We start from the raw sequence: 25,405 nt of genomic DNA, 5'->3' as shown, positions 1-25,405 counted from the left end.
GTCATGTCCGATCAGCCGCTGGACGGAGCCGTCGCGCTGGTCACCGGTGCCAGTAGCGGCATCGGCGCCGCGACCGCGCGCCGCCTCGCCCGTGAGGGTGCGGCGGTCGCCCTGGTCGCCCGCCGCGGCGACCAGCTGGACCAGGTCGCGGACGACATCGCGAAGCTGGGCGGCCACGCGGTCGCGGTGCAGGCCGACATCACCGACCCGGACCGCGCCGAGGACGCGGTGCAGAGCACGCTGGACCGGCTCGGCCGCCTGGACGTCCTGGTCAACAACGCCGGGCTCATGCTCCTCAACCCGGCGCTGCACACCACCCTGGAGGAGTGGGACCGCATGGTCTCGCTCAACGTGACGGCTCTGCTGCACGTCACCCACGCCGCCCTCCCGCACCTGATCTACGCGGCCTCGACCTCCCCGCGGCAGGTGGCGGACCTGGTGAACATCAGCTCGACCGCGGGCCGGGTCGCCCGGCCCGGCAGCAGCGTCTACAACCTGACCAAATTCGGCCTCAACGGGTTCGCGGAGTCGCTCCGCCAGGAACTGGTCGGCGAACGTGTCCGGGTCAGTGTCGTAGAGCCCGGCACCACGGACACCGAACTGGTCGACCATCTCAGCGACACCGTCCGGGACGCGGCGCGCCGGCAGGTCGCGGGCATCGAAGCGCTGCGGCCGGAGGACATCGCCGACGCGATCTGCTACATCGTCACGCGCGAGCGGCGGGTCGCCGTCAACGAGATGCTGGTGCGCGCCGGCGACCAGACCTGGTAGCCCGCGCCTGCGCGAACGCGCGTCCACGAAGCCGGATGCCGGCGGCGAATGAGCCGCCGCCGGCATCGCCGAGGTCGGTGATCCCCGGCCCCCGGTGCGAGCACCGGGGGCCGGTATGTCCCGCTCCGAAACGAACAGAAGGCAGAGCAATGAGCAACGACTATGACGTGATCGTGATCGGCGGTGGATCGCCGGGGGAGCATTGTGCCGGCGCTCTTGCCGAGGGCGGTCTGCGCGTCGCCCTGGTGGAGCGGGAACTGGTCGGCGGTGAGTGCTCCTACTGGGCGTGCATCCCCTCGAAGACGCTGCTGCGACCGGGCGAAGCGGTCCACGGTGCGCGGGAGGCGCTCGCCACCGCCGAGGTCGACGCAGAGAAGGCCCTGGCCTGGCGTGACTTCATGGTGTCCGACTACTCCGACGCGGGCCAGGAGAGGTGGCTGGCCTCCAGCGGCATCGACCTGCTGCGCGGCGTCGGCCGGCTCGCCGGACCGGGCGCCGTCGAGGTGGACGGTGCCCGCCACACCGCCGATCACGTCGTCATCGCGACCGGCGCGGCCCCGATCATCCCGCCCGTTCCCGGGCTGCGGGAGCTGTCGGGCGTCTGGACCAACCGCGAGGCGACCGGCATGAAGGCGGTCCCGCGGCGGCTCCTCGTCCTCGGCGCCGGCCCCGTCGGTGTGGAGATGGCTCAGGCGGTACGGCGCCTGGGCGGCGAGGTCGTCCTGACCGGGCAGGGCGGGCACGTCCTGCCGCGCGAGCCCGCACCGCTGGGGGAGGCGCTCGGCGAGGTGCTGCGCCGCGACGGGATCGAGGTCGTGCTCGGCCCGGCGGCCGTCGGCGCCCGGCGGGAGGGGGAGGACTACGTCCTCACCCTCGACGACGGCCGGGAACTGCGCGGCGACAAGCTGCTCGTCGCCACCGGCCGGCGCCCGCGCGTGCACGACATCGGCCTGGAGACGGTCGGAGTGAGCGCCGGGGACCACGGCATACCGGTCGACGCGCGGCTGCGCGCCGCCGAGGGGATCTGGGTCGTCGGCGACGCCACGGGCCTCTGGATGCTCACCCACGTCGGCAAGTACCAGGGCGAGGTCGTCGCGGACAACATCCTCGGCGACCCCCGCGAGGCCGACTACACGGCGGTGCCGCGCGTCGTCTTCACCGACCCGCAGGCCGCGTCGGTGGGCGCGACCGAGGCACGGTTCAGCGCCACCGTCCCGATCTCCGAGGTGGCCAAGACCGCCACCTACACCCGTGCCTACGCGGAGGCCAACGGCTTCCTCACGCTCCTCAGCGACGGCCGGGTGCTCACCGGCGCCTACGCGCTCGGCCCCGAGGCGGGGGAGTGGTTGCAGCAGGCGACCGTGGCGATCCGCGCCCGGGTCCCGGTCGAGGTGCTGCGCGACACCATCCAGCCGTTCCCCACCTTCTCGGAGATCTACGTCGCCGCCGTCAAGGGCCTGCACGGCCGGATCGCCGCGGCCGGACGGACGAACCAGCAGGAAGCACCCTGATGCCCCGCTACCGCACGGTGACCGTGGCCGGCCTCGACGTCTTCTACCGCGAGGCCGGCCCGGCCGGAGCCCCTGTCCTCCTCCTGCTGCACGGCTTTCCCTCCTCGTCGCGGATGTACGAGCCGCTGCTGGAGTGCCTGGCGGACCGGTGGCGGCTGATCGCGCCCGACTATCCGGGCTTCGGGCACAGCAGCGCACCGGCGCCCGCCGACTTCGCCTACACCTTCGACCACCTCGCGGACGTGACGGCCCGGTTCGTCGACGCCCTGGGCATCGAGCACTACACGCTCTACGTGCAGGACTACGGTGGCCCGGTCGGGTTCCGGATGGCCCTGGCCCGCCCCGACCGGCTGGACGCGCTCATCATCCAGAACGCCGTCGCGCACGAGGGCGGCTTGGGCCCGCTGTGGCGGACCCGGCGCGCGTTCTGGGACGACCGCGCCGCGAACGAACCGGCGCTGCGAGAGAACTTCCTCTCCCTCGCGGCCACCCGGACTCGGCACATCGGCACCGATCCCGCGATCGACCGCTACGACCCGGATCTGTGGACCGATGAGCACGCCTTCCTGAGCCGGTCGGGGCAGGCAGAGATCCAGCTGGAGTTGTTCTACGACTACCGCACGAACGTGGCGGCGTATCCCGTCTGGCAGCGGTGGCTGAGCGAGCACCGCCCCCGCACGCTGGTCCTCTGGGGACGTCACGACGCGTCGTTCCAGGTGCAGGAGACCGACAACTACCGAGCCGACCTCCCGGACGCCCAGGTGCACCTGCTCGACGGCGGCCATTTCGTCCTCGACACCTGCGCCGACGAGGCCGCCGGGCACATCAGGGCCTTCCTGGAGGAGCTGGTGGACGACGACCCGCGGTTGTGAAGCCACGTGGCGTACGTCCCGGAGGCGGGCACCGGCGGCGGCTACGAGCGGAAGGTTCCCTGCCCTACTGGGACAGCGAGACGAAGCCGCCGACCAGGGTGCCGTAGGCGATGTGGGCGACGAGGCTGACCGCGGGTGTCGCGAGGCCGTAGTTGAGCATGAGGAAGCCGGGTGTCTCCAGCAGCGCCACGTCGGGGGCGCTGGTGACGTCGGTGGCCATGTGGGGGTGGACGAGGGGCAGCAGGATGCTGACCAGTGCGGTGCCGGCGAACAGGGCGTGCGCGACCCCGAAGATCGCCCCAAGCCACCAGCCGCTGTGATCGATGGCGACGAACAGCGCGTAGTAGCCGAGGGCGAACAGCTGCCCGGAGACGAAGTGCAACAGGTAGCCGAGTGCCTTCGCGCGGGTGCGGTCGGTGGTGAAGGCGCTGCCGAGCAGGAACGGGAGGTCGATCCGGGTGAGCCTCAGCTCGCTGCCCGCCCGCACCATGGTGGTCAGGACGAAGGTGCCGGCGAACCCGCCCGCCAGGGCGGCCCACACGCTCACCGCTGGTCCTGCTCGTTGATCGCGCAGGCGGCACTGATCAGGGCGAGGTGGCTGAGCGCCTGCGGCATGTTCCCCAGGAACGCGCCGGTGACCGGGTCGATCTCCTCGCTGTAGAGGCCGACATCGTTGGCGAGGGCGACGAGCCGGTCCATCAGCTCTGCGGCCTGCTCGAGGCGGCCGCAGCGGGCCAGCGCCTCGGCGTACCAGAAGGAACAGGCCAGGAACGCGCCTTCGGTGCCGGGCAGGCCGTCCTCGCCGCCGTAGCGCTGGACATAGGGGCCGTGGAGGAGGTCGCGGCCGATGGCCTCGATCGTGCCGCGCATCCGTGCCTGGCGCGGGTCGGCATAGCCGTGCAGCAGGCCGAGCAGCAGGCTCGCGTCCACGTCCTCACCGCCGGCGGCGCGGACGTAGCTGCGCCGGCGGTCGCTGTAGCAGTGGGCTTCGACGAAGTCCCTGATCGCCTGCCGTTGCCGCCGCCAGCGGTCGGCGTGGCCGCGGGGGATCAGTCCTTTGTCGGCCAGGCGCACGGCACGGTCGAGCGCCACCCAGCACATCATCTTCGATTGGGTGAAATGCCGCGGCGGGCTGCGCACCTCCCAGATCCCGGCGTCCGGCGAGCGCCAGGTGCGGCACACCAGGTCGGCCATCTCGGCCAGGCGCCACGCGACGTCGGTGTCGAGCCGTCCGGCCGCCGTCGCGTACAGCCACGCGGTCTGCAGCAGCTCCCCGTAGGTGTCCAGCTGCAACTGACCGGCGGCGGCGTTCCCGGCCCGAGGCGGCGCCGACCCGCGATAGCCCTCCAGCGGCAGCGTCCGTTCGGGTACGTGCGCGCCGCCGTCCAGCCGGTAGAGCACGCGCAGGAGCGGGTGGGTCAGCTGCGTGGCGTGCATCAGCCACCAGAAGTAGGCGCGAGCCTCGCGCGGGCACCCCAGTCCCAGGAAGGCGTCCAAGGTGAACGCGGAGTCCCGGATCCAGGAGAAGCGGTAGTCCCAATTGCGCTCGCCGCCGATCTGCTCGGGAAGCGAGGACGTCGCCGCCGCCGCGACCGCGCCGGACGGGGCGAACACCAGCAGCTTCAGCGCCAGCGCGCTGCGCGCGACCGCCTCCCGCCAGGGCCCGCGGCAGGCGCGCCCGTCCAGCCATCGCCGCCACTCCGCACACGTACGTTCCAGGCGCGCCTCACACTCGGCCCGTGCGGGAAAGACCAGCGGATCCTGGTGGGCGAACGACACGTCGATCAACGCGTGGGATCCGGGCCGGGTCTCGAAACCGCCGCTGATCGTCTCCTCGGTGCAGGACGGCTCCCCGGCCTCCCACGCGCGCACCGCCAGCGCATCCGCTCCTGACGAGGCCACGGGTACACCTGACCGCCGACCTATGCGCGCACCCGCGCCGTAACCGAAACGCGGCGACAGGCACCAGCGCATCGGCACGCTTCCCGACAACCCCTCGATCCGGCGCTGCAGTTCGCGAAGCGGGGAGAGGCTCGTATCGGGCAGCGCCATCGCGTCGGTGATCCGGGCCACCCCTCGATCGGTCGTGAACGTCGTCTCGACCACGTTCGTTTCCGGCAGGTAGCGGCGCTCGGCCTGGTACGCCACCGTCGGCTCCAGCGCGAAACGCCCTCCGCGGCGCGCGTCCAGGACGGCGGCGAACACCGTGGGCGAATCCAGGTCCGGCATCGCCAGCCAGTCCACCGACCCGTCGGTCGCTACCAGAGCGACGGTTCGGCCATCGCCGATCGCCGCGTAGTCACGCAGCGGCACGTAGTCTTCACGGCGCCCCGGCGACCGGATGGTGCCTCGCCGCGTTGGAGACGCGCCCATCACCACCTTCCCCCCAAGCATCAACTCGCCCACCGACATGCTTTGGCGCCGCCACGCCCCCGGCGCAGACGCAGAGGGCCGATGCTCGCCCCATACCCCACAGCACCGCCTTCATCAGCGACATACCCAGGCTCGCCAGCATCACTAGGGCCGTCTTCCTGCAGACACGGCGTGGTGCTCACCGACGCATGACCCACCGGACACGTCCTCTGGACGAGATCTCGGCTGGACACCCTCCAACATCGATCTGCGTGAGCAGGCTGCCGCCGCCCCGGCCAAAGATTTGCCGCAGCGGGAGAGCGCTGGGGGGTGTGCCGAGCAACGGCGTGTCGGTCTTGCTGCGGTCGATCGGGGGCGGCGGTAAGACGGCCTTCGAAGGCGATGTCGTGGCCCCAGTACGGTGCGCATACTGCTTTACTCGTCTTTTCGGGTGCCGCCTTCCTCACACGGAATCCGCCCCTCGGGGGCTCCGGTATGCAGGTTGGGGAAACCTGGTCGACGCTCGAAGGTCTGGGCCCGGTGCCCGACGCGCGCTGATAAGGGGGCCGGGTGCGGGCCGGTGAGGAACTGGCGGGTCGGTACCTGCTGGTCAGACGTCTGGGCCAGGGGGCGATGGGCGAGGTGTGGCAGGCGAGGGATCTGCGTCTGGACCGGCACGTCGCAGTGAAGGCCATGCTGGTGCACGGGACCGGCGAAGCGGCGCGGCTCGCGTTGGCCCGATTCGGCCGAGAGGGCAGGGCCGCCGCGCGGCTCAGCCACCCGCACATCGCCGACGTCCACGACATCGGTGACCATCACGGGCAGCCGTTCCTGGTGCTGCCATTGCTGCCCGGTCCGGACCTGGCCACGCTGATGGAACAGCACCCCGGCGGCCTGCCGGTGCAGCAGGCGCTGGAGTACTGCGCCCAAGCCGCGGACGGCCTGGCGGCCGCGCACGCCGCCGGGGTGATCCACCGCGATGTCAAACCCGCCAACCTCATCCTCGACCAGCAGGGCCGGGTCAAGGTGTGCGACTTCGGCATAGCACGTCTGGAAGGGGCCACCGCCGGTCTGTCGGCGACCGGGCTGGTGCTCGGTACCCCTCATTACATGGCACCGGAACAGGCCAACGGGCAGACCACCAGCCCCGCGGCCGATGTCTACGCCCTCGGCGCCACCCTGTTCCGCCTGCTCACCGGACGCGTGCTGTTCCCCGGAGACAACCTGCTCGCCATCATGGGCCAGCACTTGCACAAACCTCCGCCCGCCGCCAGCGGCCTGCGGCCCGCCATCCCCCACAGCGTGGACGACTACCTGTTCACTCTGCTGGCCAAAGACCCCTCCGCCAGACCGCTCGCCCACACCGTCCCTGCCCGGCTCCGGAGCCTCGCTCAACGCGCACTCGGCCTCCTGCCCGACGAGAGAAGCTACGAGTTGCCCCCGGCCTCCCTGCTGCTTCGCGGCCCGGGTACCAAGCCGCGCACGAAGGCCAACGACACGGTGGTCAACGCGCTCACCGGCGTGCTGGAGCAGTTCGACGTCGACGCGCAGGTCACCGGGTTCACCCGGGGCCCGACGATCACCCGCTACGAGATCGAGCTCGGCCCGGCCGTGAACGTCGAGAAGCTCACCGCGCTGACGAGGAACATCGCGTACGCGGTGAAGAGCGCGGACGTGCGGATCATCTCCCCGATCGCCGGCAAGTCGGCGATCGGCGTGGAGATCCCGAACACCGACAGGGACATCGTCAGCCTCGGTGACGTGCTGCGCTCCCCGGCGGCGACCAACGAGCACCACCCGATGGTGGTGGGGCTCGGCAAGGACGTCGAGGGCCGCACCGTGGTGGCGAACCTGGCGAAGATGCCGCACATCCTGATCGCGGGTGCGACGGGCGCGGGCAAGTCGACGTGCATCAACGGGCTGATCACGTCGGTGCTGATGCGGGCGACGCCGGACGAGGTGCGGATGATCCTCATCGACCCCAAGCGCGTCGAGCTGACGACGTACCAGGGCATCCCGCACCTGATCACGCCGATCATCATCGATCCGAACCAGGCCGCCGAGGCCTTGGAGTGGGTGGTCGGCGAGATGGACCGCCGGTACGACGACCTCGCCGCGTCCGGGTTCCGGCACATCGACGACTTCAACGAGGCGGTGAAGGCCGGAGATGTGATCGCGCCGCCCGGCAGCGACCGGGTCTACGCCGCCTACCCCTACATGCTGGTGATCGTCCACGAGCTCGCCGACCTGATGATGGTCGCGCCGCGCGACGTCGAGGACTCGGTCGTCCGCATCACCCAGCTCGCCCGAGCCGCCGGCATCCACCTCGTCCTCGCGACGGAGCGCCTCTCGGTGGACGTCGTCACCGGGCTCATCAAGAACAACCTGCCGTCCCGGCTGGCGTTCGCGACGTCGTCCCTGGCTGACAGCCGCGTGATCCTCGACCAGCCGGGCGCCGAGAGGCTCGTCGGGCAGGGCGACGCGCTGTTCCTGCCGATGGGCGCGAGCAATCCGATGCGCATCCAGAACGCTCACGTGTCGGAGAAGGAGATCCACGGCATCGTCGAGCACTGTAAGAACCAGGCGTCCCCCGTCTACCGGGAGGACATCCTCTCAGGTTCACCAAGGCGGAACGGCTGATAGACCTGAACAGCGCGCCGGAAGCTGACTGGACATGCCGGCCCCGGACCCGGGCTACATGAATGGCGGTCACAACCGCAACGACACACCGGCTTACCACGCGGCTCACGCCGTCCGCTCCAGCGCCTGGTTCGTACGGAGTCCTTCCGACCTCTATGCAGGGCACTTCTGGAATTGACAGAGGATGCGCCCGGTCCTTTGCAGTGGCTGGTCGACACACCGACGGCGCGGATGCTTGATTCGTTGAAAGGAGGCCCTGGCGGGGCGAGGCGGCAGCCTGGAATCCGGCAGGCCGATGTGACGGTTACGGGCCCGGCGTAATCGCTGGAGGCTGGCGTTTCCACTCGGCCAGTTGCGATGTCGCCCGAACTTTTACGCCAGCCAGTTGGTCCTACTGAGAGGCGGACGGCCAGGGGGGCCACCGCCAGAGGTCGAGGGGGATCACGATGAAGCGTTTGGTGACGGTGGCGGCCACCGCGAGCGCGGTTCTCGCCGGGGGCGCCGTGCTGTCGGCCGCGCACGCCGAGACTTTCACACCGGCCGGCGGGGGACCCGGTTACGTGAAGGGCAGGGTCACCGCCTCGCCGCACCTGGCGATCCGGAGCAAGCCCAGCACCAAGTCGTTCCGGGAGGGCTACTACAACAAGGGCGCCGTCCTCGCGCTCAAGTGCTACGTCAAGGGGCAGGGCGTCTTCGGCAACACCACCTGGTACCGGCTGGACCCGACCCACAATGCCAACTGGGACGGGGTCGGCTACGTGTCCGCGCACTACATCAAGCTCCTGGGCGCCAAGCCGCGCCACTGCTGACGCCGCACCCGGCTCTCGGCGGCCGCGCCGAACTCATCACAACGGGTCGAACTAGCGGAGGCTCGCCGGACACGGGGTCCGAACGGACCGCGTGTCCGGCGGGCCTCCAGCGTCGTCCCCTGCACGTTCCTGCGGTGCGCAGCGTCGCGCTGAGAGTCGAGTCGTCTTGCGACGCTTCTCTGACCGTCAGCCGCGCGGCGTCGGCTGCCGCTTGCGGACGATCTTCGGCTCGAACGTGGCGTCCCGGGGCCGGCCCAGATGGCCGCTGGTCCCGCCCTCAAGCGCGGACTCCAGCACCCGCTTGGTCGGCTGCCGCAGCAACCCGCCCTCGCCGGTCAGGCCGAGGCGCTGCTCCCGGGCCTGGGCCACCAGCCTGCCGACCAGCTCCTGCTCAACCGCGGCGCCGGGCCAGGCTTCTCCTCGGGCTCGGCCACCACGGCCGACGCATGCCTCATGTGCGGTGGGGGCCGTCTTTTCCGTCGCGAAGGTTGTCGGTCAACCGCTCCAACAGTGCCGATCCGCGGGTGTAGTCCAAGGCTCGGGCCTCGGCGACAGCACGAATGCGGTCGTCTCGGTCGAAGGCCGCGTCCAGTGCCTGCTCGGTGAGAATCGTCATCGCCGCGTCCATGTCGAATATGGCGAGCTTCTTGGCGATTTCACGCCTGGCGCTGGGTGAGAGTGCCGGGTCACGGCACTGCTCGAGGAGCAGCGCGACTCCTATGGCCTGGTCGACACCGGCCACCTCGCCGGCCGCTTCGAGCCGGTCGTGGCTTTCATCGCGCTTGTCGCGGGCCTGTTCGGTGAGTAGCGCGATGCCCTGCCGCAGGTCCCAGTCGCTCGCTGTCTTGGCGGCCAGCCGGCGATGGAAGGGCTCAACGGAGCGATCTTTAGCAAGTTCGCCGAGCAGTGCGACTCCGAGCGCCGAATCTCTTTCGGCCACCTCAAGTGCTGCTCGGCGGCGGTCGATGGCGTCGATGGTGCGGCTGCGGGCCCGCCGAACGAGGTTGCGGAGATCGGCCGGTAGTTCGCTGTCTCCTGGGATGGCGAAGCGGGAAGGTTCGCCGCTGGGCTGGGTACTGGTCGGCGTGACGTACCGGTCGATCGTTTCTGCGGCCGGACGTGGCGGCCGGTTCGCCGTGACGGTGTCGCCATCGGCGCTCAAGGCGGTCAGCAACTCGCCCAAAGTCGGGCGCGACGCTGGTCGCTTGGCGAGGCAGGCGGCGACGATGTCCCTGATGCCGAGGGGGACCTGGGACAGGGCCGGCTCGTCCTGCACGATCCGGAACAGCACTGCTTGAGGGTGGCCGACGCCGAAGGGAACCGTCCCGGTCGCGGCATACGCCAGGACCGATCCCAGGGAGAAGACGTCGCTGGGCGGGCCGATCTGCCGGTCGGCGAGTATCTGCTCGGGGGACATGTAGGCAGGGGTGCCTACGATCGCGCTGGTGGTGGTAGCGGAGGTGACCTCGAGCGCGCGGGCGATGCCGAAGTCGATGACCCGGGGGCCGTCCGATGCGATCAAGATGTTGCTGGGCTTGAGGTCACGATGGACGAGGCCGCATCCGTGGATGGCGCCCAAAGCTTCGACCAGGCCGGCGCCGAGGCGCGCCACTCGCTCCGGCGAGAGCGGGCCCTGGTCGATGACCGTCCGGTAGAGGGAGGGGCCGTCGACGTAGGCGGTGACCATCCAGGGCGGGTCGCCGTAAGGGTCGGCGTCCACGACGTGGGTGGTGTAGAACCCGCCCACGCGTTGGGCCGCGGTGATCTCCGTGGCGAACCGGCGCCGGAACTCGGGATCGTTGCCGTACTCGGCACGGATGACCTTCACGGCCACGGGGCGTCCGCCTGGTGAGAGGCCGAGGTAGACGGTTCCCATCCCGCCCGATCCGAGCCGCGCGGTCAGTGAGTATCGGCCGATGGTCCGCGGGTCGTCAGGGGCGAGAGGATCCACTCTGAGTCCTTGCCGGCATGGTGCACCGAGTCGTCGATCCGATGATCCCGCGTGCGCAGGCTCGGTGGAAGGGGGCGCTTGCCGAGGGTGCTCTCGTCGTGCGGCAGAACGACTGCCGGTTCACGCTCACTCTGGCGGCGGGGCGGCGGCCAGGTCGAGGGGCGGTTGCGGGACCGGCCACGCGACCTCGCGGCGGAGCCTGAGCACCGCGTGCCAGGCCAGTTGCGGGTGGTTCGCGATGAGCCCCCTGATCTCGGCGAGCCGATCGAGCGGATGCTGGTCCCGCGGCCGCTCGGCTTGGTCGCGCAACCACTCCGCCGTCTTCTTCGGGTGCTCGACGAACAGCCGGACGAGGATCGCGGTGATCGCCAGGTACGTCCTCGTCTGCGCGGCGAAGGTCCGCGCCGCGAAGCTCAGCTCGCCCGTCGGCATCGCGGCGATGCCCGTCTCGATGTCGGCTGAGGTGATGGGCATGTCGGCACACGCGGCCAGCCATTCCAGCAGGGCGACCGTCCCCTCGGCATCGGCGGCCGCCCCGCGCAGCTGTGCCTCCATGACGGCCGCGACGTCCTCGGCGATCATCTGGCGGGCCAGGTGCTCCAGCTCCTGCCGGGACCCGTCCGGCGACGGCTCCTCACGCCACTCGGCCGCCACGGCGGCGAGACCGCGCACCGACCGGACGAGGTCGCGGGCCAGCCCCGCGGTCATGACATGGCAGAGCCACACGTACGGCACCGGGAGCGGGACGCCGCGCCGGCTCAGCAGGTCCAGAGCCTCCCTGCCCCGCAGCGGCGGGATCTCCACGACCGTGTCGAAGGCGCTGTCGAAGGTGTCGCGGACCGACAGGCTGCGCCGTCCGAACGCGGCCAGGGCGTCCTCCGAGACGGTCACCAGGAAGTAGCAGCCGGGCACCCCGAAGATCACTTTGAGGTCGTTGAGGAACTGCTCCGCCTCGCCCGCCGTGGCGATCTTGTCGAGCTCGTCCACCCCGATGACGACCTTGTTGCGGCCGGCCCGGCGCTCGGTGCCGACCATCGTGAGCAGCTCCTGGAACCCGGCGACGAGGCCGGGCAGGCTCTGGGCCTGCTCGGTCTGCTGCACCGCGAGCTGCCCGCCGATCTTGGAGCCTCCCGGGATCGCCGTCTCGCCGACCGCGGTCCGGGTCACCGCCTGCTGGTAGCGCAGCCGCCGCAGGTGGGCGTGCGCGGCGACCTGCGCGCGTGTCATTCTCCGCAGCTGCGGCCTGCGGTTCACCACCAGTGCGACGGCCAGGCCCGACAGGATCAGCAGGCCGCCGCCCGCGAGCACATATGTCCGCGCACTGTCGGGCAGACGGTCCGCCAGGGCGCGCATCCGCCCTCGGTAGAGCGTCCCGACGATCAGTGCGAGTCCCGCGCCGGCGCAGACCCAGGGGAGCACGCGCATCACCAGCATCCGGAGCCGCCGGAGGGGCGCGGGCGGAGGGCCCTGGCTCCCGACGACCCGCTCGCATACGCGGACGAACAGGTGCGTCAGGAACTCGCGGGAGTCGTAGGCGGTCGGAGCGTGGACGAGGAGCCGCAGATCGTTGTCCGGATGCCGCTCCGGGTCGCACAGGTGTCGGAGCACCGTGCTCTTGCCCGCGCCGCGAGCGCCGCTCAGTCCGATGCTGGCGCTGCTCAGCTCGTCGATGAGCAGGGAGACGCGGCGGCTGGCGTCGGTCTCGACGAAATGATCGTCGCGGTCGTCGGTTCCGCTGAGCGGTTCGAGCTCCAGGCCGTGCAGCTCGGTCGTGTACGCGGGCGGCTCCTCGCCGAGCCGCTCGGTCAGCATCGGCAGCAGGCCGTCCCGGGCCATGGCCCGGATCCAGTCCCTGTAGGTGCGGTCCAGAGCGAGCCTCAGGTGCGGTAGCTCGTCCAACTGGAGCCACTCGGCCGGATCGCGCGACCGCAGTGCCCGGCGCTGCGCCGCGTTCCTGCGGAACGACAGCCACAGGAACACGGAGAGAAGCAGGACCACCGACGAGGCGAAGGTCGCGTCGGGTGCCCACGACCACCAGTGCTGGGCCGCGAACAACCCGACCAATGCGGCGCCCGCCGCCCCTGCGGCGATGACGTAGGCGGTGACGAACCGGCTGAGGAACGGCAGGGCCGCCGCCTTCTCGAAGGCATCGAGCGCCTCGTCGAACCGCTGCCCGCGATCGCGGGCGGGTGCCTCCACGGCGAGCGGGTCGTGGTCGAGCAGCGATGCGGCCAGCGTCCGCAGCCTCGCCCGGGAGGCGACGGGGTTGCGCTGGTCGACGCGGCGCAGCATCTCCGGCAGGACGAGCATCTCACGCAGGACGGCCTCGCGCGCGAACACGTCGAGGCGCTCGCGCCGCGACACCGGACGGTCACCATCCGGGGGCGGCGGTGGAACCGGCGGCCTCTCAGTCTCGTAGGCCCGCGGGCCCGGACGTTCCCCTACGTGCGGGGTCTCCTGCGCCGGTCCGGCCGAAGACTGGGGCGGCACGTCGGGAGCCGGCCGGTCGAGCGTTCCCGCGGCCGGTCCGGAGTGTCGCGGCTGCGCACTCGGATGCTCCCTGCCCGCGGAGGCGGGGCCGTCCGGCTGTGTCGCGGTGGCCCCTGCCCCGTTGGACGTTTCTGTGGGTTCGTCCGGCCGGCCCTCGAACTCCGCTCCCCGCCGCTGCTCCGGCCCGGTAGCGGCGAGAAGGTCCTGGACCTCCTGCCGCCGGAACCTGTAGGCGCCGCCCGCCGCGCGCATCACATCCAGCCGTCGGGCCCCCTCCAGGAGCGCCAGCGGCCGCCACGGCAGCTTCGCTTCGACGGCGAGGAGCGCGACGGCCACCGCGTAGAGCCCGACGGAGGAGACCGCCATCACGAAGGAGGCCGTTGCGACCCCCAGGAAGACGCCCCCTCGGACGCCGGCGTCCGCCCCCAACAATGCGGTCACGAGCCCGACGGCGACGCCGATGACGATCGCGGCGACGCCTCGGACCAGAACCTCCCGGCGCAGCCGTGCGACCGGCCGGGTGGTCTCCGGCGCGGGGCGTCTGACGTCGGCGAACTCGTCCCAGAAGCCCGCTGCGACCAGCAGGGCCAGCCACTCCAGCGACGCCGCGCCCGAGACGAGGTCACCGGTCGCGGCCGACGCCCCAAAGCAGGCTCGCAAAACACCGAGGACGAGCAGATGGAGGACGCCCACCGGCACGACCAGTGCCCAGCGCGGCACCGACTGGTAGAGGCGCCACCAGGCGAATCCGTCACTCCATTCCCGGGCGACCGTGCTCAGCCACGGCCGCTCCCGCCCCGCGCGCGGGTAGAGCCGGTCGATCCAGTCGGAGAGCAGCCGCTCGATGATCTCCGACTCGGTCAGGGCGCCGAGGTCGGGCAGCGGACGCCGGGCGTCCAGGTACGCCCGGCGGACGAGGCCGACGTTCCCCGGCCGGCTCAGCGCACGCTCGAGCGCGCCGCCGGACTCGCCGAGAAGCTGCTCGCGCCACCGGACCCAGCCGGGGTAGCGCTCCTGCGGGAGGACGCGCTCCAGATGCCGGACGAGCTGCGCAGGGCCGACCGGCTCCAGCCGGAGGACGGTGGCGTGCTGGAGGACCTCGCCCTGCCTGCTGCGGGCGGCCCGTTCCAGAGCGCCTTCCCGCGCGGTGATCACCAGTGGGTCGTCCCCGTGCAGTCCCGCGTTCATCCGGCGCAGGGCTTGACCGGCCTTCTGCGCGGGCAACTCGTCGAACCCGTCCAGGATCGGGACGACCATCCGCCTGCCGACGAGCTCGCGGGCGGCTTCGGGGGAGAGGGCGTACGTGCGGGAGATCTGCACGGCCAGCCAGTCCTCGAACGGCCGAGCAGGGTCCCAGGTCGCCATGGAGACCAGTACCGGGACCGGCCCGGACCGCTCCCGGCGCTCCAGGAGATCGAGCAGCAACAGGATCGCGGCCGTCGTCTTGCCGGATCCCGGCGGCCCGGTGATGACGAAACGCGGCGGCACCCGGCGCTGGAAGATCTCTCCGATATCCGAAAGGTCGCCGAGCGCCGCGGGGCCGGCCTCCCGCAGGGGCTCCCCATGAGAACCGCGCACCGACAGCGGGATGGCCATCGGCTCCCTGACGTCCCGCCCGAATCTCGCCAACTCCGACGTCCACTGCTTGCGGACCACGTTCGCCAGCATGTCGAGCGTCTCAGTCGGATCCCTCTGCCGTCGCTGCGGGAGCCTCAGCGCCGCCAAGGCCATGGCAAGCGACACCACGCCCGCCGCTGCGCCCACGACGCTGGACACCTTGTCCGCGTCGCCGAGGGAGAAACCGCCCGTCAGCAGGTACGCGGTGCTGGCAACGACCAGGGCCCCGCCCGTCACCGCGACGAGCCACAACGACCGATTCATTCCCTCATGCTGGCAGGAATCCGCCGCGGCCAGGGCGTTCTTCCGCAACTGGCCAGCAGGCGTCCGTCAGGGAAATGACGACGATATCGGTGCGTCATCGTAGCCGCCGTGATGGACATTCCTCTCGCGGTCGGCGCCCATCGCTGTTCTGTTAAAAGGAGACGGCCCCAGCCATTGTGTCAGGCGATGCGGACTCCTCCGGCGAGCCACTCTGGGGACACCCGTGTTCTGGGTTCGAGTTTGCCTGGCGACACGCGGTGTGATGGGACTCTAAAGGTTGTCCCGTAATGATGGAGAAGTGCGGCCGGGGCTGCCGCTCAGCGCCAGATTGCCGAGGCGGGCGCCCACCCGATTGTGGACGGTGTTGAACTCGTGCTGCCAGGTAGGCAGTCCGCGTTACGGAACAGCCTTGGGGGTTGCAGTAAGGCGGTAACGTCCCGCGCATGGTGAGTGAGGACGTGTTGCAGGACGGTCCCCATCGGAAGGTGGTACGGGTCGGAGACACCGTTCGTCGGCCGGTGCAGCCCTGGACCGCGACGGTGCACGCCCTGCTCGAACATCTGGAAGCGGTGGGCTTTCCCTACGCACCCAGGCCCCTAGGGGTGGATGAGCAGGGGCGGGAGGTCCTCACCTTCATCGACGGCGACTCCGGGCCCCAGGGCTGGGCCAAGGTGGCCGATGACCGGGGCTTGTCCGTCTTCGCCCGGCTGCTGCGCGACTACCACGACGCGACCGTGGGCTTCTCGCCGCCGGAACAGGCGGTCTGGGCTTCCGGCCCGAGCGCCCTCGGTGAGGGCCAAGTCGTCTGCCATGGCGACTTCGGTCCGTGGAACGTGGTGTGGCGGGGCGATCACCCGGTGGGGATCATCGACTGGGACTTCGTCGGCCCCGCACCACGCCTCCACGATGTGGCCTACGCGCTGCAATACGTCGCCCCGTTCCGCGATGACGCCGAATGCCTGCGATGGCTGCACTTCCCACAGGTGCCCGATCGGCGCCGGCGCTTGGAGCGGTTCTGCACCGCCTACGGCCTCACCACGCCCCTCGGCATCGTGGATGCAGTGATCGACAGACAACGGCAGAACATCGACCTCGTGCGCCGGCTGGCCTCCCAAGGACACGAGCCACAGGCCACGTGGGTCCGCGAAGGCCTGCTAGAAGAACTCGACCGCCGACTCGCCTGGAGCCGTTCGAACCGCCATCTGTTCGAATAGCGGTCCCATACCGTCCGCCCCGGCCGTGCATCGGAGGCTGCACGACGCCGACGTCATGACCGAGTACCGCTAGGTGGCGGTCTTCTCGACCGCCTGCTCCTGGCGCGCCTTGGCCTCGGCGATGCGTTCCCGAGCGGTGGCGTGGACGTCGGCCACGTCGATGCCGAGCCTGTCGGCGACCGCCTCCAGCCACACCTCCGACAGCACGTTCGTCTCGAAGTCGATCTCGGAACGGATGTCGGAGCGCGCGGCCTCCCGGTTCTGGCTGAGCATGACGAACGTCGACAGGAAGATCGCCTCCAGCGACACCACGAGGGTCAGCAGCCCGTACGGGAAGGGATCGAACCTCCATCCCGCGACGTTCAGCACGATCCAGACCGCGAACCAGGCGACGTGCAGGTACACGAAGAGCATCGATCCGGCGAACGCCGTGATCCGGTCGGCGACGCGGTCCTGGAGCCGCTGCCTGGTCCTGGAGAAGACGACCCGCTCGTGACGCAGACCGGTCCTGGAGTCCTTGGCACCGGCCATCGCACCCTCCCCGATCACGACCCCCTACCGACGCCGAACTATCCCATAAAGACGGGCATTCTGTCCGAAACCGGCGCCGTATGACCGCCATCCGGCAGGGGGTCCGGATGCCCGCCATCGCCTCGAAGGCGTGGGCCGCGGATCCGGACAGGCGGTGCGGAGGCGCCGCCGGGTCTGCCGACCGCGCCACATTTTTGATCTTGTAACTGTAGGGTCGGTCGTGCCGTTTGGCGCCGCTGGGAACGCGCCGGTGGCGGCTTCCGCGCGTCCCGGCGCCCCCTGCGGCGACACCCCCGAAGTGAGGAAGGCACCGTTGAAACGACGTCCCAGGTCGGTGGTGGCCGCGGTGGCCACCGTGCTCGCCTGCATCGCTGCGGCTCAGCCCGCCTTAGCCGATGGTTCCGACCCCGCCAGCGTGGTGCCCGTCTCGGGCACCAGCGCGCTGCCGGCGGGCTGCGGCCTGCCCGCGGGCGACGGCTACGTGCTCAACCCGAACACCGAGGTCCAGCCCATGGTGGCGCGGGACCCGAAGCGGCCGTGGCATCTCGTCACGGTGTACCAGCAGGACAGGTGGAACCGGTACGGCAGCAACGGGGCCGTCACCGCCGTGTCCGACGACTACGGCGCGACCTGGCACCCGTCGGCCGACCAGCCCGCGTTCTCCCGCTGCAACGGCGGAACCGCGGCCAACGGCGGAGACTACGACGTGACCACCGACCACTGGATCACGGTTACGCCGTCGGGTGCGGCGATCGCCGCGTCGTTCTCGCTGTCGCGCACCGGCGAGGTGACGGCCATCCTCGTGTCGCGGTCCGGTGACGGCGGCAAGCACTGGGAGGCTCCCGCGACGCTGCAGCGGGACGACAACCCCGAGTTCTTCAACGACCGTCCGTCCATCACCGCCGACCCGTACCACCCGGGCGTCGTCTACGCGGTGTGGGACCGGGTCGACACCCAGTCGAACGGAGACTGGGTCCAGCCGGTCTACATGGCGAAGTCGACCGACGACGGCCGCACCTGGACGACGAAGAAGGTGTACGACTTCCCCACCAACAGCGGCGCCATCGGCACCGAGCTGGTCCCGATGGCCGACGGGACGCTGGTGATGGGCCTGCACCAGGAGACCAACACCACCGCCGCGACCCAGGTCGTCCGCTCGACCGACGGCGGGAGCACCTGGTCGGCGCCGACGCTGGACGTGGCGGCCCCCTTCGCGGTGGGCACCAAGATCCCGGACCCCGACAACTCGGGCGACCCGGTGCGCAACGCGACGCTGCCGCTGCTGGCGGCCCAGCCGAACAGCAAGGTGGTGAACGCGGTCTGGCCGACCCAGGACGCCGACGGCACCTTCCACGTCGCGTACGCCCGGTCCGCGGACGACGGCAAGACCTGGTCCAGTCCGGTCCGCGTGGACAAGACCCCCACCGGTTCGGCCGCGGTCCCGGCGATCGCCGTGTCTCCCGGCGGCACCCTGGCGGTCACGTACTACGACTTCCGCAACAACACCTCGGCCGCCACGCTGCCCACCGACGTCTGGGCTGTGACCTGCGCGAGCGACTGCACGAAGCCCGGGGCGTGGCGCGAGCGGCACGTCGAGGGCCCGTTCGACGCGCGGACGGTCCCGTCGACGAGTTCCGGCCGGATGCTCGGTGACTACACGGGCCTGGTCTCGACCGGCTCCGCCTTCGTGGCCGTCTACGGCGTGGCCACCGGCGACACCGCCAACCCGGTGGACATCCACAGCGCGACCTTCTACAACTGACCCGCCCGACGCGACCCGCCGGAGGCCCCGGCCACCGGCGGGTCGCCCGCGGTCCGGCCGTGATCAGGGCTCATGGGACGTCCCGGCCCGCACCCGCCGGCCCGGTTCTCGTTCATCGGCCGGGGGATTCCTCGGCGTGCACGAGCCGGGCCAGCTCGCCCCGGCCGGCGACGCCGAGCTTGGGGTAGGCCTTGTAGAGGTGGTGACCGATGGTGCGAGAGCTGAGGAACAATTGCGCGGCGATGTCGCGATTGGTCATTCCCTGCGCGGCGAGCCGGACGACCTGGAGTTCCTGCGGGGTGAGCCGGTCCAGCGGTGATTCGCCCGCCGCGGTGGCCTCGGCGTCGCCGGTGGCCCGCAGTTCGGCACCGGCACGGGCCGCCCAGGGACGGGCGCCGAGCCGCTGGAAGGTCCGCAGCGCCGACCGCAGCCGGGCGCGGGCCTCGGCCTTGCGCTGGGCTCGGCGGAGCCACTCCCCGTACAGCAGTTCCGTGCGGGCGTGCTCGAAGGGCCGCCCGCCGTCCCCGTGCAGCCGCACCGCCTCGGTGAAGTGCTCCTCGGCCGCCTCGCCCGGAGTGAGCAGGGCGGTGCAGCGCTCCGCTACCGCCAGCGCCCACGGTCGGTGCGACGCGGCGGCGAAGGCCTGGAACCGCCGCAGCGGTCCGGCGGCCCGGTCGGGACGACCCGTGCGCGCGGCCGCCTCGACCTGGTCGGGAGCGAAGTACGTCGCGGCGTAGTGGGTGCCCACCGGCCCTTGGGCTGCGGCGTCCAGCCGGTCCAGCGCCTGCCCGTACTTCGCCAGCCCCATGTCGAGCAGGCCCAGCGCCAGGGTCCCCCACGCGGCGGAGCGGATGTTCCGGCGTTCCAGGGCGCGGCCGATGGCGGCGTCGGCGAGGTCGCGGCACCGGTCCTCGTCGCCGCTCAGCGCGGCCGTCCAGGCCAGGATGCAGTGCAGATGGTCCAGGCGGTGGGTCTGCCCGGTGGTGTCGGCCAGCACCAGGCCCTCCTGCGCGTGCGCCCCGGCGTCGCGCAGGCGGCCGGCGAAGAACTCGGCGATCGACAGGTGCTCCAGCGCGATGGGGAGCAAGCCGAGCGCGGCCTGATCGCGCGCCTCGGACACCAGCGGCCCGAACACCTCCATGGCGGAGTCGTCGTCGCCGGTGATGAGCGCCATCGCGCCCGCGACCAGGCGCTGTCCCGGACCCAGTGCCGGATCCGGTCCGCTGAGGGCGTGGTGGGTCAGGGCGCGCATGCGCGGGACGGCGTAGGCGACGTCGCCGGTCATGAGCCGGGCCAGCCCGTCCAGGCCAAGGGCGAACGGCGACTCCCCGGCGGCCCTGCGCAGCCGGGCCGCCGCCTCCAGGGCGAGGTCGGGATCGCCGCCGAAGTAGCCGTTGCGCACGGCGTCGATCAGCATCTCGACCGCCAGGGGACCGGACGTTCCGGTGGAGGCGTCGAGGAGGACGCGGGCCGCGGTCCGCGGTGAGCCGAGCTCGAACTCGACCGCCGCCCGCAGCCGGCCGATCCTGGGGCCGAGCGTGTCCTCGCCCGGCTCGGCGGCCGCCCGGCGCCCGATGGCGGCGGCCCGCCTCAGATCCCCGGCGGCGACCGCGGCCTCGGCGGCGGCGAGCAGGCGGCGGGCCCGCGCGGAGGCGCCGGGCGTCAGCTCGGCGGCGCGCTCCAGCGCCGCGGCCTGGGCGATGTAACCGGTGCGGCCGGCGGCCCGGTGCGAGGCCCGCTCCAACGTGGCCGCGACCTGCTCGTCCGGGCCGGTGGCCGCCGCCGCCCGATGCCACGCCATCCGGTCGCCGGCGTCGGGCCGCGCGGAGACGGCCAGCGCCTCGGCCAGCGCGCTGTGCGCGGCGAGCCGGCGGACCAGCGGGCTGCCCTGCAGGACGGCGGCCCGCGCCAACGGATGCCTGAACACCAGCATGGCACCGGAGGCCACCAGCAGCCCGGACCGTTCGGCCTCCTCCAGAGCCGCGGGGCCGGCGCCGAGGGACTGCGCGGCGCGCAACACGACGTCGAGCTCGCCGGTCTCCTCGCAGGCCGCGACGAGCAGCAGCGTCGACGCCGGTTCGCCGAGCCGGGACGCCTGCGCGCTGAAGGCGGCCCGCACCCGCTCGGTCAGCGGCAGCGCACCGAAGTTGTACGACAGCGGCAGCAGCTCCCCGGCCCGCTGCTCGGGGGTGAGCGCGCGCGGAAGCTCGATGAGGGCGAGCGGGTTGCCCTCGGTCTCGGCGAGGATGCGCGCCCGCACCCGGGACGCCAGGCCGGGGGCGCGGTCGTCGAGCAGCGCCGTGGCGGCGTCGCCGTCCAGCCCGGACAGGTGCAGGGCGGGCAGCCCGGCGGGCTCGGGCGGGACGCCGGTGTCCCTGACCCCGAACAGCAGCAGCACCCCCTCGTGGTGCAACCGCCGGGCCGCGAAGGTCAACGCCTGGACGGAGGCGCGGTCGAACCACTGGGCGTCGTCGACCAGGCACAGCACCGGACCGTCCTCCGCCAGCTCGGCCAGCAGCGACAGCACCGCCAGCCCGACCTGGAAGCGGTCGCTCGGTGCCTCGGCGGCGAGCCCGAACGCGCCGGCCAGCGCACCGGCCTGCGGGCCCGGCAACCGTCCGATCCGGTCCAGGACCGGTGCGAGCAGCAGGTGCAGGCCCGCGAAGGGCAGCTCGGCCTCGAACTCCACCCCCTGAGCGCGGATCACCCGCAGCCCGTCCGCCGCCGTCGCCGCGTGTTCGAGCAGCGCGGACTTGCCGATCCCCGCCGGTCCGGACACGACCAGCGACGCGCTCCGCCCGTCCCGGGCGCCGGCCACCAGCTTCTCGATCGCGGCCTGTTCCTCGGCCCGCCCGTAGAGCATGGAGGTCAACATACCTAGACCGGTTGATCCCCGGTCCAGTCAGATGACCGATTCCTCCGCTCGCTCCGCTTCCTACCGTCGGACCGGTGACGACAAGGAGGCCAACGATGATCCCCACCTACTCCCTGGCCGAGCGGGACCGGCGATGGGCGCTGGCGCGCGAGCTGATGGACGCCGAGCAGGTCGACGCGCTCGTGGTGTACGGCGAGCACGAGTCGAGCGGCCCCGCCCCGTTCGCGCCGGACGTGTACTTCACCAACGAGCGGCCCGGCGCGATCGTGGTCTTCCCCCGGGACGCCGACCCGATCTCGCTCGTCTGGTCGCCGATGCACGTCGCCGACCACATCGAGGCGCGGCGGCGCGGCGAGGCGTGCTGGACCGCGCCGCGCGACATGCGGGTCGCCAAGCACGCGCCCGGCGTGGTCGAGGTGCTGAAGGAGCACGGCCTGGAGCGCGCCAGGGTCGGAGTGATCGGCCTGGAGCCGTACCCGCCGTTCCACTTCAACCCGATCATGCCGTACGGGCTGTGGTCGAGCGTGCTGGAGCAGCTGCCGCAGGCGACGTTCAAGCCGGTATGGCTGAGCTTCCTGCTGCGCACCATCGCCCAGTCCGACGAGGAGCTGGCCGTGCTGCGGCACTCCGCGGGCATCGGCGAGGCGATGGCGCGGGCGATGCTGGAGGAGGCCCGGCCGGGCGTGACCGAGGCCGACGTCTACGCCGCGGGGATGGCCGCCGGGTTCCGGCTCGGAGCGGCGGCGCCCGGCATGCTGATCCAGTCCGGACCGGGCTATGCCTGCTGGGGGCCGCCGGCGTGGTCCTACCGGCCGCAGGCCCCGCGCGTCATCGAGGACGGCGACGTGATCATGGCCGAGGTCTTCTGCACGTACGGCATGCGCGAGTCCCAGCACCAGGTCGCGATCGCCGTCGGCGACGTGCATCCCGACGTCGAGGAGGCCGCCGAGGTCGCCCGCGCCTCCTACGAGGCGGGGCTGAAGGCGCTGCGGCCCGGCAACACCTTCGGCCAGGTCGTCGAGGCGATGAAACAGCCCATGGAGGCGGCGGGCGGCTGGAACGTGCACCCGCTCGTCCACGGCCTCGACCCGTACGGCACCGTCTGCGGATTCGGCAGCGGCATGCGCAACCTGCCGGAGGCGGCGGAGTACGGCCTGATCGGCGAGGTGCCCACCATCGGCAGCGACCTGCCGCTGGCTCCCGGCATGGCGTTCGCCTTCGAACCGAACTGCGTCATCAACGGCCGCCTGGCCAACCTCGGCGGCACCGTCGTGGTCGGCCCGGACGGCGCCGTCGAGCTGAACTCCCTCACCACCACCCTGCTGCACAGCGCGAGGTAGGAGGGGCGGGACTCACCGACCCGGGCCGATGGGAGACGCCGGCGCATCAGTCGGGGAAGTGCGGTCCGTCCAGCCGCAACGCACCGGCGTCTCCCATTGCGTCCCGGGTGGGCGCCCCTAGGTGGCGCCCGGCTCGACGCCCCGCTGGACGAGGCGGGTGGGGATCGTGATCTCGGACGGCCAGGACGCGTCGCCGCCGATCCGCTCGAAGAGCCGGACGGCGGCGGCGCGGCCGAGCTCCCGCACGTCATAGGCGATCACGGTCAGCGGCCGCGGCATCAGCGCGGACAGCTCGAAGTCGTCGAAACCCATCAGCGCCGCGCCGGAACCCCGGCGGTACAGCTCCCGCACGGCGCCGACGGTGATCCGGTTGTTGCCGGTGAAGAACGCGGTCGGCGGATCGTTCGCGTCCAGCATGGCGGCGACCGCGCGGGCTGCTCCGTCCGGATCGCTGACACCGACCCGCACCAGGGAGTCGTCGTAGGGGACGCCGGCGCCCGCCAGCGCCGTCCGCACCCCGGCAAGCCGCTCCCGCGCCGTGTGGATCGCCGGAGAGTCGACGACCACGCCGATCCGGCGGTGCCCGTCCGCCAGCAGGCTCGCGATCCCCGCCCGAGCGCCCGCCTCGTTGTCCACGAGGACACTGTCGGCGAGGACGCCCGACGGCGGACGGTCCAGGAAGACCATCCGCATGCCCATCTCCGCTTCGGGCCGCGTGTAGGAGTGGTCGGCGCCCGCAGGGACGATGACCAGCCCGTCCACCCGGCGCTGGCAGAGCTGCGCGAACTGGCGCTGCTCCAGCTCGGGGTCCTCCTCCGAGCTGACGGTGATCAGATGGGTGTCGTGCGCCCGCGCGACCCGCGCCACCTCCGCCGCGATCGTCGAGTAGAACAGGTTGGCCAGATCCTCGATGATCAGCCCGATCGTCGCGGTCTCCCGGCCCGACCGCAGCGAACTCGCCATCGCGTTGCGCCGGAATCCCAGCTCGCCGATGGCGGCGAGCACCCGCTCGGCCAGCTCCGGACGCACGTTCGGCTCGTTGTTGATCACGCGGGACACCGTCTTCGGGCTGACCCCGGCGACGGCCGCCACATCCGAGATCGTAGGTCTCTTCATCGCACCCGCCCTTGGCGTCAGGCCCTGGCGGCCTTCCTTCCACGGGTGCTGCGTCGTTCCGGCTCGCCTGGCGGCTCACCGCGCGATCGCAGCGCCCGCGACAACGTTATCAGCCTGCTTGCGAGCCAGAGTGCGTGTCAGCGGTGCTGGTTCGGCCGACTCGCCGATCTGCCCTCCTGAATTCTTGACAACGTTGTCTTGTCGCGGAGATCGTAGGCGTGACGCCAGCCGCCCCCCGGATGAGGACGAATGCCTGAGCTCCGCCCCGTTGCCCTGCCCGCCAACCAGCCCCGGCACTTCTACCGGGGCGGCGCCGGTATCGGTCGTTTCCGTGGTGCGCCGCCGCCCGACGAGTACCGTCCCGAGGACTGGGTGGGCTCGGCGACCAGCCGGTTCGGCGGCGACGCGGGGCTGACGGTCCTGCCCGACGGGCGGTCGTTGCGCACGGCGATCGCCGAGGACCCGGCCGGATGGCTGGGGCCGGAGCATGTGCGCGCGTGGGGGGAGTCTCCGGCGCTGCTCGTGAAGCTGCTCGACGCGGGGCAGCGGCTTCCGGTGCACGTCCACCCGACCCGGGAGTTCGCGCGCGACCACCTCGGCAGCGTGTTCGGCAAGACCGAGGCGTGGCTGGTCATGGACGTGCCGGACGGCGGTGAGGGGCGTGTCCACCTCGGCTTCCGGGAGGACGTCGGGGACGACCGCCTGCGCGAGTGGATCCGCACGCAGAACGGTGCGGCGCTGCTGGGCGCGATGAACGAGGTAGCGGTCCGTCCGGGCGATGCCGTGCTGATCCCGGCCGGGCTCCCGCACGCCATCGACGCCGGGGTCTTCCTCGTGGAGGTCCAGGAGCCGACCGACTTCAGCATCGTGATCGAGTGGGAGGGCTTCCTGCCTGCGGGCGCGGACGCCGACCTGCGGCTCGGCTGGGACACCGCCGTGCGGTGCGTCGACGGTCGCGGCCACGGCGCCGAGGAGGTCGGACGGCTCGTCCGGCGTCCGTCCGAGCTGCCCGAGGCGCGGCCCGGCGTGCGGCGGGTGTGGCCCGAGGGCGCCGACCCGTTCTTCCGCGCCGAGCTCGTCGGCGCGGGCGCGGAACTGGATCCGAGCTTCGCGGTGTTGATCGTGCTGCACGGCTCCGGCGAACTGCGCGGCGCGGACGGCATGGTCCCGCTAGGCGCCGGGCGGACCGTCCTCGTCCCCTACGGGGCAGGGCCCGCGACGGTGCACGGCGACGTCGAGGTCCTGCGGTGCCTGCCTCCGGTGGCGGACGGTTCGGCGCCGTGATCGCTC

17 protein-coding genes are annotated in these 25,405 nt (G+C 71.8%); 9 read left to right on the top strand and 8 right to left on the bottom strand.

Translation table 11 applies throughout. The features are described from left to right. Window positions 1-3: 3 nt before the first annotated feature. The 3 genes from J4557_RS38395 (at window position 4) to J4557_RS38385 (ending at window position 3,154) form a co-directional block, all read left to right on the top strand. The gene (locus J4557_RS38395; protein ID WP_208271725.1) at window positions 4-771 is read left to right on the top strand and encodes an SDR family NAD(P)-dependent oxidoreductase; all 768 of its coding nucleotides are present in this window, start codon (window positions 4-6) and stop codon (window positions 769-771) included. A 149-nt stretch (window positions 772-920) separates the two neighbouring features. Then, entirely contained in the window at window positions 921-2,282 is a 1,362-nt protein-coding gene (locus J4557_RS38390) for a dihydrolipoyl dehydrogenase family protein (RefSeq protein WP_208271724.1), read from the top strand. Beyond that, window positions 2,282-3,154 carry an alpha/beta fold hydrolase gene (locus J4557_RS38385; protein ID WP_208271723.1) on the top strand — a complete coding sequence of 291 codons (873 nt, stop codon included), beginning with the start codon at window positions 2,282-2,284 and terminating at the stop codon, window positions 3,152-3,154. The genes J4557_RS38390 and J4557_RS38385 overlap by 1 nt, the downstream gene beginning before the upstream one ends. A gap of 64 nt (window positions 3,155-3,218) precedes the next feature. Here the strand turns inward: J4557_RS38385 and J4557_RS38380 are convergent, their stop codons facing one another. Beyond that, a complete protein-coding gene (locus tag J4557_RS38380) occupies window positions 3,219-3,701 on the bottom strand; it encodes a hypothetical protein (RefSeq protein WP_208271722.1) in 483 nt (160 codons plus the stop codon). Next, entirely contained in the window at window positions 3,698-5,467 is a 1,770-nt protein-coding gene (locus tag J4557_RS38375) for a glycoside hydrolase family 15 protein (protein WP_208271721.1), read from the bottom strand. The genes J4557_RS38380 and J4557_RS38375 overlap by 4 nt, the downstream gene beginning before the upstream one ends. A 609-nt stretch (window positions 5,468-6,076) precedes the next feature. Between J4557_RS38375 and J4557_RS38370 the strand changes: the two genes are divergently transcribed. Together J4557_RS38370 and J4557_RS38365 are read left to right on the top strand one after the other, a co-directional pair. After that, the gene (locus J4557_RS38370) at window positions 6,077-8,146 is read left to right on the top strand and encodes a DNA translocase FtsK (RefSeq protein WP_208271720.1); all 2,070 of its coding nucleotides are present in this window, start codon (window positions 6,077-6,079) and stop codon (window positions 8,144-8,146) included. A gap of 446 nt (window positions 8,147-8,592) precedes the next feature. Beyond that, window positions 8,593-8,955 (top strand): SH3 domain-containing protein, encoded by a 363-nt coding sequence (locus J4557_RS38365; RefSeq protein WP_208271719.1) that lies wholly within the window; start codon window positions 8,593-8,595, stop codon window positions 8,953-8,955. A gap of 186 nt (window positions 8,956-9,141) precedes the next feature. On the opposite strand, the gene J4557_RS38360 is transcribed toward J4557_RS38365, so the two are convergent. The 3 genes from J4557_RS38360 to J4557_RS38350 all read right to left on the bottom strand — a co-directional run bounded on the left by J4557_RS38360 (window position 9,142) and on the right by J4557_RS38350 (window position 15,277). Continuing rightward, window positions 9,142-9,324 (bottom strand): hypothetical protein, encoded by a 183-nt coding sequence (locus J4557_RS38360; protein ID WP_208271718.1) that lies wholly within the window; start codon window positions 9,322-9,324, stop codon window positions 9,142-9,144. Between the two features lie 82 nt (window positions 9,325-9,406). Beyond that, window positions 9,407-10,906: a serine/threonine-protein kinase gene (locus tag J4557_RS38355; RefSeq protein ID WP_307800448.1), complete on the bottom strand. Its 1,500-nt coding sequence runs from the start codon at window positions 10,904-10,906 to the stop codon at window positions 9,407-9,409. 126 nt (window positions 10,907-11,032) lie between these two features. Beyond that, window positions 11,033-15,277: an NACHT domain-containing protein gene (locus J4557_RS38350; RefSeq protein WP_208271716.1), complete on the bottom strand. Its 4,245-nt coding sequence runs from the start codon at window positions 15,275-15,277 to the stop codon at window positions 11,033-11,035. A 443-nt stretch (window positions 15,278-15,720) separates the two neighbouring features. Here J4557_RS38350 and J4557_RS38345 point away from each other — a divergent pair, with 443 nt between their 5' ends. Beyond that, window positions 15,721-16,491, top strand: coding sequence for a phosphotransferase enzyme family protein (locus J4557_RS38345; RefSeq protein WP_208271715.1), 771 nt, complete (start codon window positions 15,721-15,723; stop codon window positions 16,489-16,491). 69 nt (window positions 16,492-16,560) lie between these two features. Here J4557_RS38345 and J4557_RS38340 read toward each other — a convergent pair whose 3' ends face one another. Continuing rightward, window positions 16,561-17,022 carry a DUF1003 domain-containing protein gene (locus tag J4557_RS38340; protein WP_208271714.1) on the bottom strand — a complete coding sequence of 154 codons (462 nt, stop codon included), beginning with the start codon at window positions 17,020-17,022 and terminating at the stop codon, window positions 16,561-16,563. A 313-nt stretch (window positions 17,023-17,335) separates the two neighbouring features. Between J4557_RS38340 and J4557_RS38335 the strand changes: the two genes are divergently transcribed. Then, window positions 17,336-18,784: a sialidase family protein gene (locus J4557_RS38335; RefSeq protein ID WP_208271713.1), complete on the top strand. Its 1,449-nt coding sequence runs from the start codon at window positions 17,336-17,338 to the stop codon at window positions 18,782-18,784. Between the two features lie 112 nt (window positions 18,785-18,896). Here the strand turns inward: J4557_RS38335 and J4557_RS38330 are convergent, their stop codons facing one another. After that, window positions 18,897-21,647 (bottom strand): ATP-binding protein, encoded by a 2,751-nt coding sequence (locus J4557_RS38330; protein WP_208271712.1) that lies wholly within the window; start codon window positions 21,645-21,647, stop codon window positions 18,897-18,899. 107 nt (window positions 21,648-21,754) lie between these two features. Here J4557_RS38330 and J4557_RS38325 point away from each other — a divergent pair, with 107 nt between their 5' ends. After that, window positions 21,755-22,999 carry a M24 family metallopeptidase gene (locus J4557_RS38325; protein WP_208271711.1) on the top strand — a complete coding sequence of 415 codons (1,245 nt, stop codon included), beginning with the start codon at window positions 21,755-21,757 and terminating at the stop codon, window positions 22,997-22,999. Window positions 23,000-23,116: 117 nt separating this feature from the next. On the opposite strand, the gene J4557_RS38320 is transcribed toward J4557_RS38325, so the two are convergent. Continuing rightward, a complete protein-coding gene (locus J4557_RS38320; protein WP_208271710.1) occupies window positions 23,117-24,091 on the bottom strand; it encodes a LacI family DNA-binding transcriptional regulator in 975 nt (324 codons plus the stop codon). 273 nt (window positions 24,092-24,364) lie between these two features. Here J4557_RS38320 and J4557_RS38315 point away from each other — a divergent pair, with 273 nt between their 5' ends. Continuing rightward, a complete protein-coding gene (locus J4557_RS38315; protein ID WP_208271709.1) occupies window positions 24,365-25,399 on the top strand; it encodes a class I mannose-6-phosphate isomerase in 1,035 nt (344 codons plus the stop codon). The last annotated feature ends 6 nt before the right edge of the window (window positions 25,400-25,405 follow it).

It is taken from the genome of Actinomadura nitritigenes (assembly GCF_017573545.1).
In the GTDB taxonomy this organism is placed as follows: Bacteria; Actinomycetota; Actinomycetes; order Streptosporangiales; family Streptosporangiaceae; genus Spirillospora; species Spirillospora nitritigenes.
The sequence above is the reverse complement of the archived record's forward strand: the minus strand, read 5'-3'. Positions and strand labels throughout refer to the sequence as shown.